This window comes from Neobacillus cucumis (assembly GCF_002860255.1).
In the GTDB taxonomy this organism is placed as follows: domain Bacteria; phylum Bacillota; class Bacilli; order Bacillales; family Cytobacillaceae; genus Neobacillus; species Neobacillus cucumis_A.
This window is the reverse complement of sequence record NZ_PGVE01000012.1, coordinates 177,986-194,310: the sequence shown is the minus strand read 5'-3', so window position 1 is coordinate 194,310 and position 16,325 is coordinate 177,986. Positions and strand designations below refer to the sequence as shown.

Sequence of the window (16,325 nt, the reverse complement as noted above, 5' to 3'; positions counted from 1 at the left end):
AAGAATATTTGCGAAAATTGCCCTGAAACTTAGTAATTGGTCCTTTACAAGATCCAAAAGCAACAAAGTTTACGAAAAGAGCCTTAACAAAAAAAGAAACGAATGTAACAGCATATCCTGATACATTCGTTTCTGCATATATTAATATTTCATCTCGGTTTTGACTGTAGATCTTTTATCTAATTTACAAATCCATTTAAAGTAACCAACCAGTATCATCAACAGAATAGGGTTGACGAATAGGGAATGCCATAACGTCCACCAGCCGTAATGAAAATACCCCCATGGTTCTGGAAATAACGTTATTGCCTCGTAAAGTAATAACCCCATTTCCCATCCAATGATATACAGTATTTTCTTCCAAAGTTCCTGATTATAAGGAAAGTAATTTAAAAAAATGACATTAACTGGCGGGACTAAAAAAATGAGTGCAAAAAATGAATTCCAATCCACGCCTTTTGAGAAATACCAATAACCATGGAGTTTAAAATCAACATAAACGTCAAAGACCGTTTGGAAAGCAATTGTAAATGCCCAAATATGGGCCATCTGACTTAGCGAAAGCCGCTTTCTAATTTTAAGAGCTATAAAATTAAATATAACTATTGCGACAGTAAGACCAATCATTAAAACACCCTTTAAAAAATTACTCTGTAGGAGTCATTATTATCCAAATATTAACATTCGATACCTTTGTTGGTGATTGCAACACAATGAGGTGGAACAGGGAGCCATATGGTTTATCAGTGCCTAAGGGTAAAACTAAACAAATAATCCGGATACCTATTGAAATAATCTTTATTCATAAATATTTCGACAAAGCTTCTTTTTATTCATCAAAACTTATCATCTTTCATCAAAGGGAAATTTAGCTTTCCTAAGGAATTATTAGTAGGTATATTCATTTTTTTAGCGGGGAGTTGGTAGGGTGAAAAAAGGTTGGAAAATAAGCTTATTTGGTGGAGTAACTTCGGCTTTAATTTTATCGAGTGCAGCTGCGAATTCGGTACCAAACGTACAAGCCAAAAAAGCGGACGCATCTATTCACAATCGTACTGCGGCTTATGAAGGCGTCAAACTGCCAGAAGAAGTGATCGCAGCAGCTAAAAAGAAGGGGATTGATGTTGCCACACATCAGCCCGCACATTTAATAAAAGGCCCTCATGAACTAAATCCAAAAGGAACCGTCGGGATTCAGCCGATAACTTCCGAACAAAAAGTAATTGCCCTTTATTTGAAGTTCCCTGATGAAGTACCGACAAAAGTTTCATATGATCACATGCCATTAGGTCAGTTAAATGATTTGTTGTTTGGTGAGGAGTACAACCCTTATACAATGAATCAGTTTGACAAATACACCACATACAATGGCACACCGGCACCTACGAACCGAACTTTAAAAAATTATTATAAGGAAGCCTCTTATGGAAAAGTAAATGTAACCGGAGAAGTGGTAGAAGTTCAAATGCCACATCCGTACAGCTATTATGAAATCGGCAAGCCAGTTGGGGTTGTTTCAAATGATTATGGAGACTACACAATGGCCTTATTGGTAAATGATGCAGTAAAAGCTGCGGATGCCCAAGTGGATTTCTCCCAATTTGCCGTTAACGGGGAAGTGCCAAATATTTTCCTTATTCACCCTGGAACAGGGGCGGAATGGAATCTAGATCCTAGCATCATTTGGTCTCATAAATGGGAAGTAAGTGAGGCTGCCTATTATAATGAATATGCGCAAAATGGTGTAGAACCGGCTAATTGGGATTATGAAGCCCATAAGATTACCGTTGATGGGGTGAAAGTCAACAGCTATGCGATCGAGCCGGAGGTAGGTGGAGACTTAACTGGTTATTTAGGAGCTGTCAGCGGCCCATATCCACCGCAGGTTGGTGTGTATGCCCATGAATTTGGACATGTGCTTGGTCTGCCCGATTTGTATGATTACGGTTATGACTCCGAAGCCGTTGGTGCCTACACCATTATGGCATCAGGCAGCTGGACTCGTTATCCAAACGCCGCTCCATATTCCGGAAATTCGCCGGTTCATTTTGATGCCTGGTCGAAAATATTCTTAGGAATTGAGACCCCGGTGACAGTTGATGCCGGTCAAAAGACTTTCACCTTAAAACCTGCATCGGGTGAAAAAGGGGCAGTGAAACTTGTTGTTCCAGGTTCGCATGGCAGTGAATATTTCTTAATTGAGAACCGCCAGCAACAGCAAGGTACGTTTGATTTAGGACTCTCCCGTTATGGAAGTCACGGCTTAGCCATTTATCATGTCGATGAGAACGTATTGAAACGAAACTTCTGGCGGCCAAATGAAGCTCAAAACTGGTTCCAATCTCGCAAACAGCAAGTAAATGTTGACCCTTCCACAGGTGAAACTCATTATGGCATATCAGTTATGCAAGCAGATAACCAATGGAATTTGGAAAGAAATAGCAATAGTGGAGATGCGGGTGATTTATACACGACGGGAAAAGTATTTAGCCCAACCTCCACACCAAACTCTGGTTCCTATTATTTCTCCAACGGTTCAGGAACATCTGCCAATTACACGGGCATTTTTGTGAAAAATATTAAAGAAAATAGCGATGGATCCATCAGCTTTACAGCTGGTTTTGAAAAATAGGTCGCATGAATAAGCCGGCAGCCGAATGAGGCTTCCGGTTTATTTTATGGAAAGAAAACAAAAAAATTTATATTCCCAAAGGAAATTATGAAGTGGTAGTTGAATTCTAAAGTGGACCTATTTTTTGATTTAAAAGGAGTGGTAATGGGATGAAAATTGGTTTTATCGGTTTAGGCACCATGGGACTTCCTATGGCAAAGCATTTGCTTAGAGATGGTTTTGAACTTACTGTTTTTAATCGTACAAGAGAGAAAATGAATCTTTTAAAGGAGGAAGGAGCATTCATCGCAGGTTCCCCTAAGGAAGTGGCATTACAAAGTGACATTGTATTCACTATGCTTACAGCAGATGCCGCTGTAGAGGAAGTAGTACTTGGTGAGAACGGTATTATTTACGGTGCTCATCCTGGATTAATCGTTATTGATTCCAGTACGATCTCTCCATCGACGAGTAAAAAGCTGGCGTTAGAACTTTCTCACCATGATGTTAAAATGCTGGATGCTCCAGTCACAGGTAGTGAGCCACAAGCCATTGAAGGGATTTTAACGTTTATGGTTGGCGGTAAGAAAGACATTTATGATAGATGTATGCCTTTGTTTTTATCCATGGGACAAGGCGCTTATTATATGGGTGAAAATGGGAAGGGTTCCTACACCAAGTTAGCGAATAATACGATGTCTGCCATCAATTTATTATCGTTCACGGAAGCTGTCACAATGGCAGCCAAAGCTGGCATTGACCCAGAAGTCTTTGTGAAGGTTGTCAATGGTGGAGGAGCAAGAAGCGGCCAGGTTGATAATAAAGCACCTAAAATTATAAATCGTGATTTTACTCCTCACTTTATGACAAATTTAATACATAAGGATCTGGGCTTAGCATCAGATGTAGCAAAAGAATTAGAAGTGTCCACTCCAGTTCTAGCCATCGTGAAAGAAATCTTTCAAATGGCCAAAGCGAAAGGCTATGGGGCAGAAGATATGAGTGCGGTCATTAAGTGCTATGAAGAATGGGCAGGAATTACAGTCGAAAAAGTAAAATAGGTCAGATCCCAGGTGATTTAGTATCACTTGGGATTTTTAGTATTTACTATCAATATTCATAGGAGCACATCAATTTTCGCTGGAATAATCACGGCGGGAATTAGGTCTTTGGTACTACCAAAATTTACAGCTAGCTTCCAATTTTGATGGATGATATATTTGTTTTGTAAGTTCTAAACGGAGCTTACGCGAATGTTTTTTCTCCAGAGAAGTACTCAAGAGGCTGAAGAGGCGCCCCTGCTAAGGGTGTAGGTCGGGTAACCGGCGCGAGGGTTCAAATCCCTTCTTCTCTGCCATATGACAATGGGAATGTCTTGGTATCGACAGGGATAGTTTGAGCTTATATTGCGAGTCGAGGGATTCGGCCTCGTTAAAACGATAAAGCCTAATAACTGGCAAACAAAACAACAACTTCGCTTTCGCTGCCTAAAAACAGTCGTTAGCGGTTCCTCCCTCCATCGTCCATGTGGCAGGGCCGGGGACTCAACTTAAGTGGACTACGCCGAAATCCACCGTCTGAGGGTGACGGAAGAGACTAACCAGACTAGCTGCTCCCAAGCTTGTCAGTTAGCTAAAGGAGTAAGCGAAGCAAAATGTACTGACTACACTCGTAGATATATAAGTGTCAATATCTTTGCACATGGGTTCAACTCCCATCATTTCCACTTAACTTTTTAAAAAATATCTTGAAAACCGTTCAGAGATTATGTAAAATTAAAACATGACTTCAATCAAAACATAAGCCGGTTTAGCTCAATTGGTAGAGCAACTGACTTGTAATCAGTAGGTTGGGGGTTCAAGTCCTCTAGCCGGCACCAGAGTTTTTTGCGATAGCAAAATAATCATTTTTCCGCAGTAGCTCAGTGGTAGAGCTATCGGCTGTTAACCGATCGGTCGTAGGTTCGAGTCCTACCTGCGGAGTCATAACCCAACAAGGACACTAGGAACAGGTCAGGGCGGGAACGCAGCAGCCATAACTGGTGAAATTGTGTGGGTTATTACATAGGACGAAAGCGAAAAAGCGCTAAACTCTTTGTGAGTTTTGCGCTTTTTTTTGTTCATGGCTATCTATTAAATGTGTTGGAAAAAGCTCTAGATGTTGTTAAAATGTATACACCCAATAAAACTTCTGGAGGAAAAAAATGCCCCAACTAATTTTTAAAGGACTATCAGTAGATCAGGTAAAAAAGATCAGTATTCCGTTAGTAGAGGAGCTAGCAGGCCTTTGCCATTGTGATACGGACAATTTTTCGTTAGAAATTCCAAACTCAACTTTCGTTTTTAATCAAGCGGAAATTTCAGCATTTCCTTTTATCGAGGTAAAATGGTTTGAAAGAGGTCAGGAAGTTCAAGATCAATTCGCTAATATTATCACCAAACACGTGCAATCATTAGATATCCCTGAAGTCGAAGTGGCCTTTACTGTATTTTTGGAGGCTGCTTATTACTATAACGGAAAACATTTTGCATAAAGTTGGGAGGGCTACATGGAGAGAAACAGTCTGTATGAGAGTGGGTTATTGAGAGGAGAGTTTCTTCCCGAGGTTGTTGCCTATTACTTTAAACAGTGGGATAACTATTCCATGCCTTTTCATGCCCATAATCAGGTTGAAATTATGTACGTTATTGAGGGGCATTGCAATGTAGAAACTGAGGGAGCGTCACTTCAATTGAAAAAAGGGGATTTCATTATCCTGGATGCCGAAGTCCCCCATCGCCTGTTAGTGGAGAAGGGCAGTCCTTGCAGAATGCTAAACATTGAATTTCGATTTCATGAAAGAAAAGGTGTGTTTCCATCCATTAAGAACATTGCTGAAGAAGATCCGGCCTTTGCCCGTTTTTTGAAAATGAATTCACCTTATCTTCTCTTAAAGGATGCCAATGAGGTATATCCAATTTTAAAAAGTCTTGTTTTGGAAATGGATGAAAGAGGCAAAGAAAATCTATTAATGGTCCATCTTTTGCTCTCTCAACTATTCATTCGAATGGCGAGATTGGCCGTTGAAACCATAGCAAATGAACCAGAGCACCAAGCAAATATGTATGTCAAACAGGCGCTAATGTATCTTCATGAAAATTATGATTGTGATATCCAGATGAAGGATATTGCGGCAGATGTCAATCTTCATCCAGGGTACCTACATAGAATTTTTAAAAAACACACCGGGTTAACGGTTATGGAATATCTTACCTCTGTTAGAATGGAAAAGGCCAAAATGTTATTATCCGAAACGGATATCCCGCTCATTGAAATCTCGGATTACATCGGAATAAATAGCAGGCAATATTTTAGTTCTCTTTTTAAAAAACATACGCATCAGACCCCTGTTGAATATCGGAAAACGGCGATGCATAAAAAGGAATTTGCCTCTTGGGAGAAAGTTTGAGAAAAGTGAGGATTTTATAAATCCGATCAAAAAGGAAGTTACTATTTTGATAACGTTAACAATAAATAGTTGATAAAATCTCTTTAGAAACTATTATTGAAGGAGCGTTGTCCATGTCATTTAAAGTAGCCTTTATCGGAGCAGGAAGTATTGGCTTTACAAGAGGACTGTTACGGGATCTATTATCTGTCCCAGAATTTAAGCAGATTGAAGTAGCTTTTACGGATATCAATCCTCTTAATTTGGCGATGGTAACTGAGCTTTGCCAGCGTGATATTCATGAAAACGGACTGGATATTCAAATTCAATCCACCCCCAATCGACGCGAGGCTCTTAGAGATGCAAGGTATATTTTTTCAGTCGTGAGAATCGGCGGGCTTGAGGCTTTTCAATCGGATGTGGATATTCCGTTGAAGTATGGAATTGACCAATGTGTGGGCGATACCCTTTGTGCGGGCGGTATCATGTATGGCCAGCGGGGAATTGCCGAGATTTTGAATTTCTGTAAAGATATTCGTGAAGTGGCAGAGCCAGACTGTTTGCTGTTGAACTATGCCAATCCGATGGCGATGATGACTTGGGCTTGCAATAAATATGGCGGGGTGAGGACTATAGGTTTATGCCATGGTGTCCAGCATGGGCATAAACAAATTGCTGATGTCCTTGGATTAACAAAAGAAGAAGTCGATATTGTTTGTGCCGGAATCAACCACCAAACATGGTATGTTCAAGTTAGACACAAAGGGTCAGACATGACAGGAAAGTTGCTGGAAGGGTTTGAAAAACATCCGGAATACAGTCAAACCGAAAAAGTGCGCATCGATATGCTCAGACGTTTTGGCTATTACAGTACAGAATCTAATGGGCATTTAAGCGAATATTTACCTTGGTACCGGAAACGTCCGGAAGAAATTACTGATTGGATTGACCTCGGAAGCTGGATTAATGGTGAAACCGGAGGCTATTTGAGAATTTGTACTGAAAGTAGAAACTGGTTTGAAACGGATTTTCCCAATTGGATGAAAGATCCTGCTCTTGATTATAAACCAGAAAATCGAAGTGAGGAACATGGTTCTTATATTGTTGAAGGGTTAGAAACTGGCAGAGTCTATCGTGGCCATTTCAATGTCGTCAATAATGGGGTCATATCGAATCTTCCTGATGATGCCATCATCGAGGCTCCAGGATATGTGGATGGGAATGGGATCAGCATGCCAAGGGTGGGAGACTTGCCACTGGGGTGTGCAGCAGTTTGTAATGTCAGTATTTCTGTTCAACGACTTGCAGTAGAGGCAGCAGTGCAAGGGGATGACCTATTATTGCGTCAAGCAATGATGATGGATCCGCTTGTAGGTGCTGTTTGTAATCCAAAGGAAATTTGGCAGCTTACAGATGAAATGCTGGTGGCACAAGAGAAATGGCTACCACAATATAAAGTAGCCATTGAAAAAGCTAAAGAAAGGCTTGCTTCTGGTAATCTCATACCGACTAAACAAAATCAAGGAGCAGCAAGGCTTCGTGTGAAAACAGTAGAGGAAATGGCACAAGACAGAGAAGCTGCCAATCGAGTTGCTGGTGAATCTAACAAAGCCAAAGAACGCCCAACAGCGGTTAATTAGAAAGGCAAGAGGATGGTACAGGGAATCCTGGTCATCCTCTTGCTTTTTTTATGAGGGAATAAATTTAATTGTTAAAATAAGCTGAAATTTGTTAATATTGTTTTATGTTTTGTTGAAATCCACTCCGATTTTGTTAATATATTTAAATTTTTGTTAATATAACTCCAAATTTTGTTAATATATTATAATTCCTCACTTAAGTTAATGGATCGGATTGATTTAATCACCAAAATACGCAATTCCCGAATGTTCGTATTTTACTGATGCGTGATTTCAAGGATAAAATTGTTATTCAAAAGAAAGTAACGTTAGTATTGTAATATATCTAAAACTTCCTTATAATAATATTCGTTAAGGAGTACTAGATTCGCAAAATCCGAACGTTTTTACTGTTTTCGTATGCTATTGTTCAGCTCCCTGTTTCATTTAGTTAAGGATTGCTAGTGAAATAGGCCGATATATTTTTTAAAAAAATTGGTTTTGGACTGATGAAATTTTATCTAATACTTCTTAGGGGGATTATCTGTGAAAAATCTAATTAAAAAATGGAATCAAATCAGTCTGGTCAAGCAAATCATTGTAGGTTTGATTATCGGCATCATTTTAGCGGTAACGATTCCGGAAACTGCCAAACCTGTGGTCATCTTAGGTTCATTATTTGTCGGTGCGTTAAAAGCCATTGCACCCGTATTGGTGCTCTTCTTGGTTATGTCAGCCATTGCACAGCACAAAAAAGGACATCAAACGAATATGAAATCTATTATCATCCTATACCTTTTAGGAACCTTTTTAGCAGGATTATTTGCTGTTATTGTAAGCTTTATCTTTCCAGTCAGCATCTCCCTTGCCAAAAGTGCGGAGGACGTGACAGCTCCAGGCGGCGTGGTAGAAGTTCTCAAGTCCTTATTGTTGAATGTAGTTGATAACCCAGTTAAAGCCATCTACAATGCCAACTATATCGGTATTTTAGCATGGGCGATTATTCTTGGTATGGCATTAAAAAATGCTTCTGATACAACAAAAACATTGATATCTAACTTTTCAGATGCTGTATCCAAAATGGTAACTTGGGTGATCAAGTTCGCCCCATTTGGTATTATGGGGCTAGTCATCGATTCGATTACTACGAATGGAATCGACTCTCTACTAAGCTATGGGAAATTACTAGCGGTATTAATTGGATGCATGCTCTTTGTGGCTTTTGTGATCAATCCAATCATTGTGTTTGTAAATATCAGACAAAACCCATATCCACTTGTGTTTAAGTGTTTAAAAGAAAGTGCCATTACCGCATTCTTTACTCGCAGTTCAGCTGCAAACATACCTGTAAATATGAGATTATGTGAAGATTTACGATTAGATAAAGATTCCTATTCTGTATCCATCCCGTTGGGTGCTACCATTAATATGGCTGGAGCAGCAGTAACCATCTCTGTTTTAACACTTGCAGCTGTGCATACATTAGACATTCACGTGGACATCCCTACTGCCATTATCTTGAGCCTATTATCTGCTGTTTGTGCTTGTGGTGCTTCTGGGGTTGCTGGTGGATCACTTTTATTAATTCCTCTAGCATGCAGCCTATTTGGAATTCCATCTGATGTTGCCATGCAAGTGGTTGGAGTTGGCTTTATCATCGGTGTGTTACAAGATTCGTTTGAAACGGCTCTTAACTCTTCAACATATGTTCTTTTTACAGCAACCGCTGAATTTAAGAAGTGGCGTAAAGAAGGAAGAAAGATTACCATTCAAAAAGCTTCTTAATAAATAAAATAAGAAAAGCAGTGTGATTCAATGAGACACACTGCTTTTCTTATTTTTAAATCTAGAATGAGAGATAACCATTTGGAATCCGTAGATGACAAGTGCATAAATAATGGCAGTAAAAAATATGTGTTTTGGTTTAAACTTAACCAATTTAAAAACGTTTAGCTTTTGCATCACCCAACTGACTGGGTAGGCAAGAAAAGCATCCATTAATACATTAGTAATCATATAAATCAAAGGTTTTCCGTAAGTAAAACGAAAAATCCAAATGGTTCCTACAAAGAATGGCCCAAAAATAAAACTAAAGTCATTTACTGCTTTTTTTAAAGGACCGCCTTTTACTGTCCACCATTTAAAAGGAACGGATAAAATGGTTTCTATTAGTAGCAATACAGTCGCGAACAAAGCAACAGGCGTGAATTTTTTAAAATCATTTTTGGGAATTAAGAAAACTGAGAACCACGATATCAAAAAGAGTCCAATTCTAATGATTGCTGCTACCATTTGTAGAACTCCTTATCTTTTTATTATATGGTGTGTAAAAGAGGAGATAGTATACATTTTTTTACATTCAAATAAAAATTAATCTTATCTACCTATATTCCTCTTTCAACTAGTTCCTAAGTTTCATTTTACTTTTTTCTAGTAGCGTTTTCATTTCACTCCGTAATCGCTGCCAAATCCCATCCTAATAGGAAAACAGGACATTCTCTGTCTTCTTTTTTACTAAATTGTCTCATGTTGACGACATTATTAAATAGAATTAGATTTATAAAAGAGTAATAGGATCTTTTTTCTACTATTAAGTAAGGGCATTTCATCAACAAAAGGAGCATCACACATGAAAAGCATCCAAAGCCGCTTATTTCTCATGCTTCTTATTTTTATCATCCTCCCGTATTTTTTGACGGTTTTCTTTATTTATGGTTACACCAAAAAGCTCGTGGAACAGCATGAGCTAGAAGTCAGCCGCAATCAAATGGAGAAAGCATCCAATGAACTAGAGCAATACTTTGAAGATTTAGTCGGCCTCCCATATGTTACCTACCGTAATCCTGATTTGTTCCGAATCTTTGAAGATGGGTTTCAAGATTCCATTTATTTCAACCCTATTACAGTGAAAAATAGTATCGAAACATTTTATCTTATGCGTAACGAAATTCGGCAGATTCGTTTTTATATTGATAAAAGTAAAGAATCATTTACTGTTTATAATGCTATGGTCAGTACCCGTAAATATCAGCCGGATTTAGTAAAGGAGAGTTCGATTAAAAAGCTTTATCACTCTCATTCAAAGTATTTAATTGAGCCGCCTCATCCGATTGAGAATTATAATGATGCAGCTATTGTTCCTCAATCAGATAACACAGTAGTGTTAACGATTCACCATAAAGTAATGGACGTACTTTCGAACAAATTTCTGGGTATCATTACGCTTGATATTGATTTAAAAACCTATGCCCGCTTATGTAACAGCCTTGTACAGAATGATAAGGAATCCGTATTACTTGTAAATTCGGAGAACCAAGTGATGTACGCTAGTGACCGACACCTGATAGGAAAACCGGTTCCAACCAATTTGTTAACATCTATTCAGCAGTCAGGCGTCAAAACGGGCAAGGAGATTATCTTGTCCAGAACGTTGTCAGGGCCTTTACGTCAATGGAAGTTAGTAAAGATCACACCCGAACAAGTAATATTTCACGATGTTAGACAGACCGCCTATACCAACATCCTTGTAGGGATAGGGGTCGGATTTTTGGGACTTTTAATGATCGGTATTATTTCTTACATGATTACTAGACCCATAAAGCTGCTCAGTAGAAAAGTGCAGAGCATTGAAGCAGGGAATATGGATGTTCCCTTCAATGACAACGGGCAAGATGAAATTGGGCACCTGGAAAAACACATAAAGGAAATGATGAATCGGATCAATCTTCATATTGCCCGCGAGTACAAACTGGAAATTGAAAATAGAAACAATCAATTAAGGGCATTAAAGTCTCAAGTGAATCCGCATTTTTTATTCAACGCCCTGCAAACCATAGGTGCGGTTGCGCTTAGATTCAATTCGCCAAACGTCTACGGATTAGTCACCTCTTTATCCAAAATGATGCGATATTCCATACGGGCCAATCAATGGGTCTTAGTCCGAGAGGAAGTGGATTACATAAAAACCTACCTTTCTCTACAAGTGGAGCGTTTTGGGAATGAATGGACCTATACAATTCATCTGGACGAAACGATTCTTGATTTAACGATTCCAAGTATGACACTCCAGCCGCTCGTGGAAAACTTCTTTAAACACTGCTATGAAGAAGGTTTCTACGATGCACAGTTGAACATCTATGGAGAAATACAAGGAGAACTACTCTGCCTTGTAGTAGAAAATAATGGATCCAGTATCACGTTTGAAGAATTGCAAATCCTTCGAAAAAATATTTATACCAAACCAAATGAAGGATCTTATTCAGCCGAGCATATTGGTCTGAAAAATATTCATGACCGTTTGGTCTTAAATTATGGGATAAAGGCTGGTTTAGAAATAGATACCAATCAAGGACAAGGGTTTATTGTTAGATTAATGATTCCAGTAGAATCAAAGTTTGCCAGTCAAAAACTCGAAATAATGTAATCTAAAAGTTAACAGCAGGGGAGATGAATATGGGAATGAAAGCTCTCATTGTAGATGATGAATTCAACGTCCGTTATGTCATACGCCAGTTGGGCCAGTGGGAGAAAAATGGTATTAAAGAGCTATTGGAAGCCAGAAACGGGGAAGAAGCAAAAAGAATCATACAGAAGGAAAAACCAGAGATCATTTTTACCGATGTAAAAATGCCTGGCGTGAGCGGGATCGAAATGATTGAGTGGCTCGACAGCATTTCTTATCCCGGCAAGGTCATTTTCATTACAGGGTTTGACGATTATTCCTTTATGAGAAAAGCCATTAAGCACAACAGCTTCGATTATTTACTAAAACCGATTGAGGCGGAACCTTTTAATCACACCTTGGCAGAGGCGGTAAAATCATGGGCAAATGAAGAAGCAGACCGTAAATACAAAGAAGCGGGTGTATATGACGATGTGAAAAGACTCCGTATCAATCAAATGGTCACAGAGGCTTGCCTAGGGGAGTTTTTCGACCCTGCCGAAATTGCTTCCTCTCTGCCAACGGCTGACGAATATGACCTTACCCTTATTTCTTTTTACCAAATGCATCATTCGGCTCCGTATATCCAGCTGTTAGCTGAAGAGCTCGAACATCAGGAATGGGGAAACGCCTTTGAACTACAGAATGGTCATAGTCTTTGTTTGGTGATTACTGTAAAAGGAATCTGGTTATCTGTTGAAGAATGGATCAGCCAACAGTTTGATATTCCTGTTCGTCTTGTAGACGGTGAATCTTTAAAGTCATTGGAGGGTCTTCCTATTTCCTATAGAGCTTTACAAATGGAGTGGGAAGATCAACATTTCAGAGCGATTCACCGTTTGAACGATTTAGATCATGCCTGCCGCATGCGGAACATTGTTCATTATGTAGACACGTATTACATGGAAGAGCTAACGCTGGAAAAACTCTCAAGCCGATTTTTCTTAAGTCGTGAACATATTTCCAGAAAGTTCAAACAAGAAACGGGCATGACCCTGTCCAAATACATGACGAAACTAAGGATTGATCAAGCAAAATCTAGGTTAAGAGAATCAGATGAAAGTATACTTTCTATTTCTCTCATGCTCGGATACCAGGATGAGAAATACTTCTCAAAACTATTCAAAAAAGTCATGGGATTAACCCCTTTTGAATATCGAAACCATATAAAAAAGCAACAAACGGGGGGCTTTTGATATGTGGCCATATCCTTCTAATGACATCACATAAATGGGGGATAGGAATGAAAAGGACTTTACGATTACCTATGGTTTGTCTAGCCATCTTGTGTCTTTCTCTCTCAGCCTGTGAAACGACTAGTTTGAAAGAGCCGAAGCCAAAAGAAGCAGAAGCCCCAACACATAAGCTTACGCTGGATATTCGGAATCCAAAAGTGGAAATTTCCAAGCAGTTTGAACAAATGGCAGCCGTTTATGAAAAGAAAAATCCAAATGTAAAAATCAAGATTCACACAGTTGGCGGTGCTGCAGACGACTTAAGCGATCTGAAGGCACAGATTTCTGCTGGCAATGGTCCTGATATTTTCACGAATACCGGGTATCAAAATGCCATCCTGTGGAAGAACTACTTGGAGGATCTCTCAGATCAGCCATGGATTGAAAATACCTATCCAGCAGCTTTACGACCAATGAAATTTGATGATAAAATTTACGGAATGCCGCTAAACCTGGAGGGGTATGGTTTCATTTATAATAAGGATTTATTTAAAAAGGCAGGTATTGAATCCGTTCCTAGAACGATGACTGAATTAACTTTAGCAGCCAAACAATTGCAAAAAGCAGGCATAATGCCTTTCGCAATCGGCTATTACGAGGAGTGGAAACTGGGTGTCCATTTGTTGAACATCGCCTTTGCCCAGCAGGAAGACCCAGCCTCTTTTATAAAAGCCCTAAATAACGGAACAGAAAAGATCACTAACAATCAAAAATTTAAAGATACCATCCATCTCCTGGACGTTACATTAAAATATGGAAATGCAAATCCGCTCTCTACGGATTACAATATGGAAGTCAATTTATTTGCCACAGGAAAAGCAGCAATGATCCAGCAGGGCAACTGGGTGCAGCCCATGCTTGACCAGATCTCGCCAAATATGAATATCGGATTTCTGCCCCTGTCCATTAATGATGAGAGGAAGAATGACGCCTTAGTCGTCAGTGGACCGAACTATTGGGTTGTCAACAAACAAACCACACCAGAGAAGAAGAAGGAAGCAAAGAAATTCTTAAACTGGATGGTTTCCTCCGAGCAGGGGAAAAGGTTTATGACCAATGAATTCAAATATATTCCTGCGTTTAAAAACATAAAAGTGGACGATGTAGGGCCGCTGGCTAAAGATACGCTTGCCTACTACGAAGCAGGGAAAATACTAGATTCCAATTGGCCGGACTTCCCAGTTGGTGTAAGAGAAGAGTTTGGACTGGCGATGCAGATGTACGTAAGAAAACAGCTTACTCGCGAGCAATTACTTGAAGAATTTCAAAGATCCTGGGATAAGGCTAAGTCCACTTTGAAATAACACTTCTGCCTCCGTTTGGGGGCCTTTTTATTATTAGGTAGCAAATCTATATCAATTTAAGACGAAATTCTAATCAATCCATGCCATCCCCAATCCATTCGTCTTCCTCTATAATTTTCATTAATAAGAAACGATTACTAGCTTTCTTATCAAAATCATACATATCCAAGGAGGAAGACGATGAACTTCAAAAGATTGACTAAAAAAGCAGCTGCCGTAACCTTCAGTACTGCTATATTAGTAGGAGCAGGCGGACCGAAGATTTTTGCACAGCAAATGAACAGCGGGGATTACAAGGAAGACTATGGTTTTGCCCATATTACACGTGCAGACATGCTAAAAATTCCAGGACAACAAAACAGTTCTCAATTTAAAGTGCCTCAATTCAATGCATCAGCAATCAAAAACATTGATTCGGCAAAAGGGTATGATAAGTCAGGGAACTTAATAGATTTAGATGTATGGGATAGCTGGCCACTGCAAAACGCTGATGGTACTGCGGCAAATTATCATGGATATCATATCGCTTTCGCTTTAGCAGGTGACCCAAAAAACAGTGATGATACTTCAATTTATTTATTCTATCAAAAAGTCGGTGATACATCGATTGACAGCTGGAAAAATGCTGGAAGAGTATTTAAAGATATGGATAAATTTATTCCAAATGACCCGTATCTTAAATATCAAACACAGGAGTGGTCAGGTTCTGCTACTTTAACCAAAGATGGCCAAGTCCGTTTATTCTATACAGATTACTCAGGTAATCCTGAAGATGGTGGAACCGGTGCTGGTAACCAAATTATTTCAACTGCTCAAGTCAACTTATCCCAGCCGGATGCAGCTACACTTAAAGTCGATGGAGTATCTGATCATAAATCTGTCTTTGATGGCGGAGACGGTACAGTTTATCAAAATATTCAGCAATTTATCGATGAAGGCAAGTGGATTTCAGGTGATAACCATACTTTAAGAGACCCTCACTATGTTGAAGATAAGGGCCATAAATATCTTGTCTTTGAAGCCAACACTGGAACAACAGATGGTTATCAAGGCGATCAGTCTTTCAATAATAAAGCTTACTATGGCGGAAGTGACGTCTTCTTCCAGAATGAAAAAAATAAACTGCTACAAAGTCCTAAAAAACAAATTGCTTCTTTAGCGAATGGTGCATTAGGCATTGTTGAATTGAACGATGACTACACAGTGAAAAGTGTTATGAAACCATTAATTGCATCAAACACAGTAACAGATGAAATCGAACGCGCCAATATATTTAAAATGAATAATAAATGGTATCTATTCACGGATTCAAGAGGATCCAAAATGACGATTGATGGAATTAACGACAAAGATGTTTATATGCTAGGATTCGTAGCCGATTCCTTAAATGGTCCATTCAAACCGTTAAATGAAACAGGACTTGTTTTGAACATGAATCTTGATCCTGCTGATCTCACATTTACTTACTCTCATTTTGCTATACCGCAACCTGACGGTAATAATGTGGTAATCACAAGTTATATGACGAATAGAGGCTTCTATCCAGACCATCATTCTACCTTTGCGCCAAGCTTTTTGCTTAATATTAAAGGTTCTAAAACATCTGTAGTAGAAAATAGTATCCTTGAACAAGGACAATTAACGATTAACGAATAACTAACCAATAAAAAAGAAAATGTCACTGTTTC

At 39.1% G+C, this 16,325-nt stretch carries 12 protein-coding genes, 3 tRNA genes and 2 other RNA genes; 15 read left to right on the top strand and 2 right to left on the bottom strand.

Annotation, left to right across the window (positions count from 1 at the left end; all coding sequences use genetic code 11):
- Positions 1-141 precede the first annotated feature (141 nt).
- On the bottom strand, positions 142-549 hold the full coding sequence (locus CVD27_RS01810) for a hypothetical protein (protein ID WP_308301710.1): 408 nt from the start codon (positions 547-549) through the stop codon (positions 142-144).
- Between the two features lie 379 nt (positions 550-928).
- Between CVD27_RS01810 and CVD27_RS01805 the strand changes: the two genes are divergently transcribed.
- The 11 genes from CVD27_RS01805 to sstT all read left to right on the top strand — a co-directional run bounded on the left by CVD27_RS01805 (position 929) and on the right by sstT (position 9,442).
- On the top strand, positions 929-2,632 hold the full coding sequence (locus tag CVD27_RS01805; protein WP_101646179.1) for a M6 family metalloprotease domain-containing protein: 1,704 nt from the start codon (positions 929-931) through the stop codon (positions 2,630-2,632).
- A 149-nt stretch (positions 2,633-2,781) separates the two neighbouring features.
- The gene (locus CVD27_RS01800) at positions 2,782-3,672 is read left to right on the top strand and encodes an NAD(P)-dependent oxidoreductase (protein WP_101646178.1); all 891 of its coding nucleotides are present in this window, start codon (positions 2,782-2,784) and stop codon (positions 3,670-3,672) included.
- Between the two features lie 205 nt (positions 3,673-3,877).
- Positions 3,878-3,968 (top strand) — tRNA-Ser (locus CVD27_RS01795).
- Positions 3,969-3,977: 9 nt separating this feature from the next.
- Positions 3,978-4,340: a transfer-messenger RNA gene (gene ssrA, locus CVD27_RS01790) on the top strand.
- 74 nt (positions 4,341-4,414) lie between these two features.
- Positions 4,415-4,490 (top strand) — tRNA-Thr (locus tag CVD27_RS01785).
- Positions 4,491-4,521: 31 nt separating this feature from the next.
- Positions 4,522-4,593 (top strand) — tRNA-Asn (locus tag CVD27_RS01780).
- Positions 4,593-4,677, top strand: an RNA gene (gene ffs / locus CVD27_RS01775) — signal recognition particle sRNA small type. The genes CVD27_RS01780 and ffs overlap by 1 nt, the downstream gene beginning before the upstream one ends.
- A 137-nt stretch (positions 4,678-4,814) precedes the next feature.
- Entirely contained in the window at positions 4,815-5,144 is a 330-nt protein-coding gene (locus tag CVD27_RS01770; RefSeq protein WP_101646177.1) for a DUF1904 family protein, read from the top strand.
- Between the two features lie 15 nt (positions 5,145-5,159).
- The gene (locus CVD27_RS01765) at positions 5,160-6,059 is read left to right on the top strand and encodes an AraC family transcriptional regulator (protein WP_101646176.1); all 900 of its coding nucleotides are present in this window, start codon (positions 5,160-5,162) and stop codon (positions 6,057-6,059) included.
- A gap of 113 nt (positions 6,060-6,172) precedes the next feature.
- Positions 6,173-7,678 (top strand): alpha-glucosidase/alpha-galactosidase, encoded by a 1,506-nt coding sequence (locus tag CVD27_RS01760; RefSeq protein WP_101646175.1) that lies wholly within the window; start codon positions 6,173-6,175, stop codon positions 7,676-7,678.
- 525 nt (positions 7,679-8,203) lie between these two features.
- Positions 8,204-9,442 (top strand): serine/threonine transporter SstT, encoded by a 1,239-nt coding sequence (sstT, locus tag CVD27_RS01755; RefSeq protein WP_101646174.1) that lies wholly within the window; start codon positions 8,204-8,206, stop codon positions 9,440-9,442.
- 27 nt (positions 9,443-9,469) lie between these two features.
- Here sstT and CVD27_RS01750 read toward each other — a convergent pair whose 3' ends face one another.
- Positions 9,470-9,949 carry a hypothetical protein gene (locus CVD27_RS01750; RefSeq protein ID WP_101646173.1) on the bottom strand — a complete coding sequence of 160 codons (480 nt, stop codon included), beginning with the start codon at positions 9,947-9,949 and terminating at the stop codon, positions 9,470-9,472.
- A gap of 337 nt (positions 9,950-10,286) precedes the next feature.
- Between CVD27_RS01750 and CVD27_RS01745 the strand changes: the two genes are divergently transcribed.
- From CVD27_RS01745 to CVD27_RS01730, 4 genes are all read left to right on the top strand, one after another.
- On the top strand, positions 10,287-12,080 hold the full coding sequence (locus tag CVD27_RS01745; RefSeq protein WP_101646172.1) for a cache domain-containing sensor histidine kinase: 1,794 nt from the start codon (positions 10,287-10,289) through the stop codon (positions 12,078-12,080).
- A gap of 29 nt (positions 12,081-12,109) precedes the next feature.
- Positions 12,110-13,294 (top strand): response regulator transcription factor, encoded by a 1,185-nt coding sequence (locus CVD27_RS01740; RefSeq protein ID WP_257984222.1) that lies wholly within the window; start codon positions 12,110-12,112, stop codon positions 13,292-13,294.
- Positions 13,295-13,341: 47 nt separating this feature from the next.
- On the top strand, positions 13,342-14,637 hold the full coding sequence (locus CVD27_RS01735; protein ID WP_101646171.1) for an ABC transporter substrate-binding protein: 1,296 nt from the start codon (positions 13,342-13,344) through the stop codon (positions 14,635-14,637).
- A 180-nt stretch (positions 14,638-14,817) separates the two neighbouring features.
- Entirely contained in the window at positions 14,818-16,293 is a 1,476-nt protein-coding gene (locus CVD27_RS01730; RefSeq protein WP_101646170.1) for a glycoside hydrolase family 68 protein, read from the top strand.
- Positions 16,294-16,325: the final 32 nt, after the last annotated feature.

What these genes read in the sequence shown, in the direction of transcription:
- CVD27_RS01810 (WP_308301710.1), bottom strand. Translation starts at nt 549, where the DNA reads ATGGCCCATATTTGGGCATTTACAATTGCTTTCCAAACGGTCTTTGAC.
- CVD27_RS01800 (WP_101646178.1), top strand. Translation starts at nt 2,782, where the DNA reads ATGAAAATTGGTTTTATCGGTTTAGGCACCATGGGACTTCCTATGGCA.
- CVD27_RS01770 (WP_101646177.1), top strand. Translation starts at nt 4,815, where the DNA reads ATGCCCCAACTAATTTTTAAAGGACTATCAGTAGATCAGGTAAAAAAG.
- CVD27_RS01765 (WP_101646176.1), top strand. Translation starts at nt 5,160, where the DNA reads ATGGAGAGAAACAGTCTGTATGAGAGTGGGTTATTGAGAGGAGAGTTT.
- CVD27_RS01760 (WP_101646175.1), top strand. Translation starts at nt 6,173, where the DNA reads ATGTCATTTAAAGTAGCCTTTATCGGAGCAGGAAGTATTGGCTTTACA.
- CVD27_RS01750 (WP_101646173.1), bottom strand. Translation starts at nt 9,949, where the DNA reads ATGGTAGCAGCAATCATTAGAATTGGACTCTTTTTGATATCGTGGTTC.
- CVD27_RS01745 (WP_101646172.1), top strand. Translation starts at nt 10,287, where the DNA reads ATGAAAAGCATCCAAAGCCGCTTATTTCTCATGCTTCTTATTTTTATC.
- CVD27_RS01740 (WP_257984222.1), top strand. Translation starts at nt 12,110, where the DNA reads ATGGGAATGAAAGCTCTCATTGTAGATGATGAATTCAACGTCCGTTAT.
- CVD27_RS01735 (WP_101646171.1), top strand. Translation starts at nt 13,342, where the DNA reads ATGAAAAGGACTTTACGATTACCTATGGTTTGTCTAGCCATCTTGTGT.
- CVD27_RS01730 (WP_101646170.1), top strand. Translation starts at nt 14,818, where the DNA reads ATGAACTTCAAAAGATTGACTAAAAAAGCAGCTGCCGTAACCTTCAGT.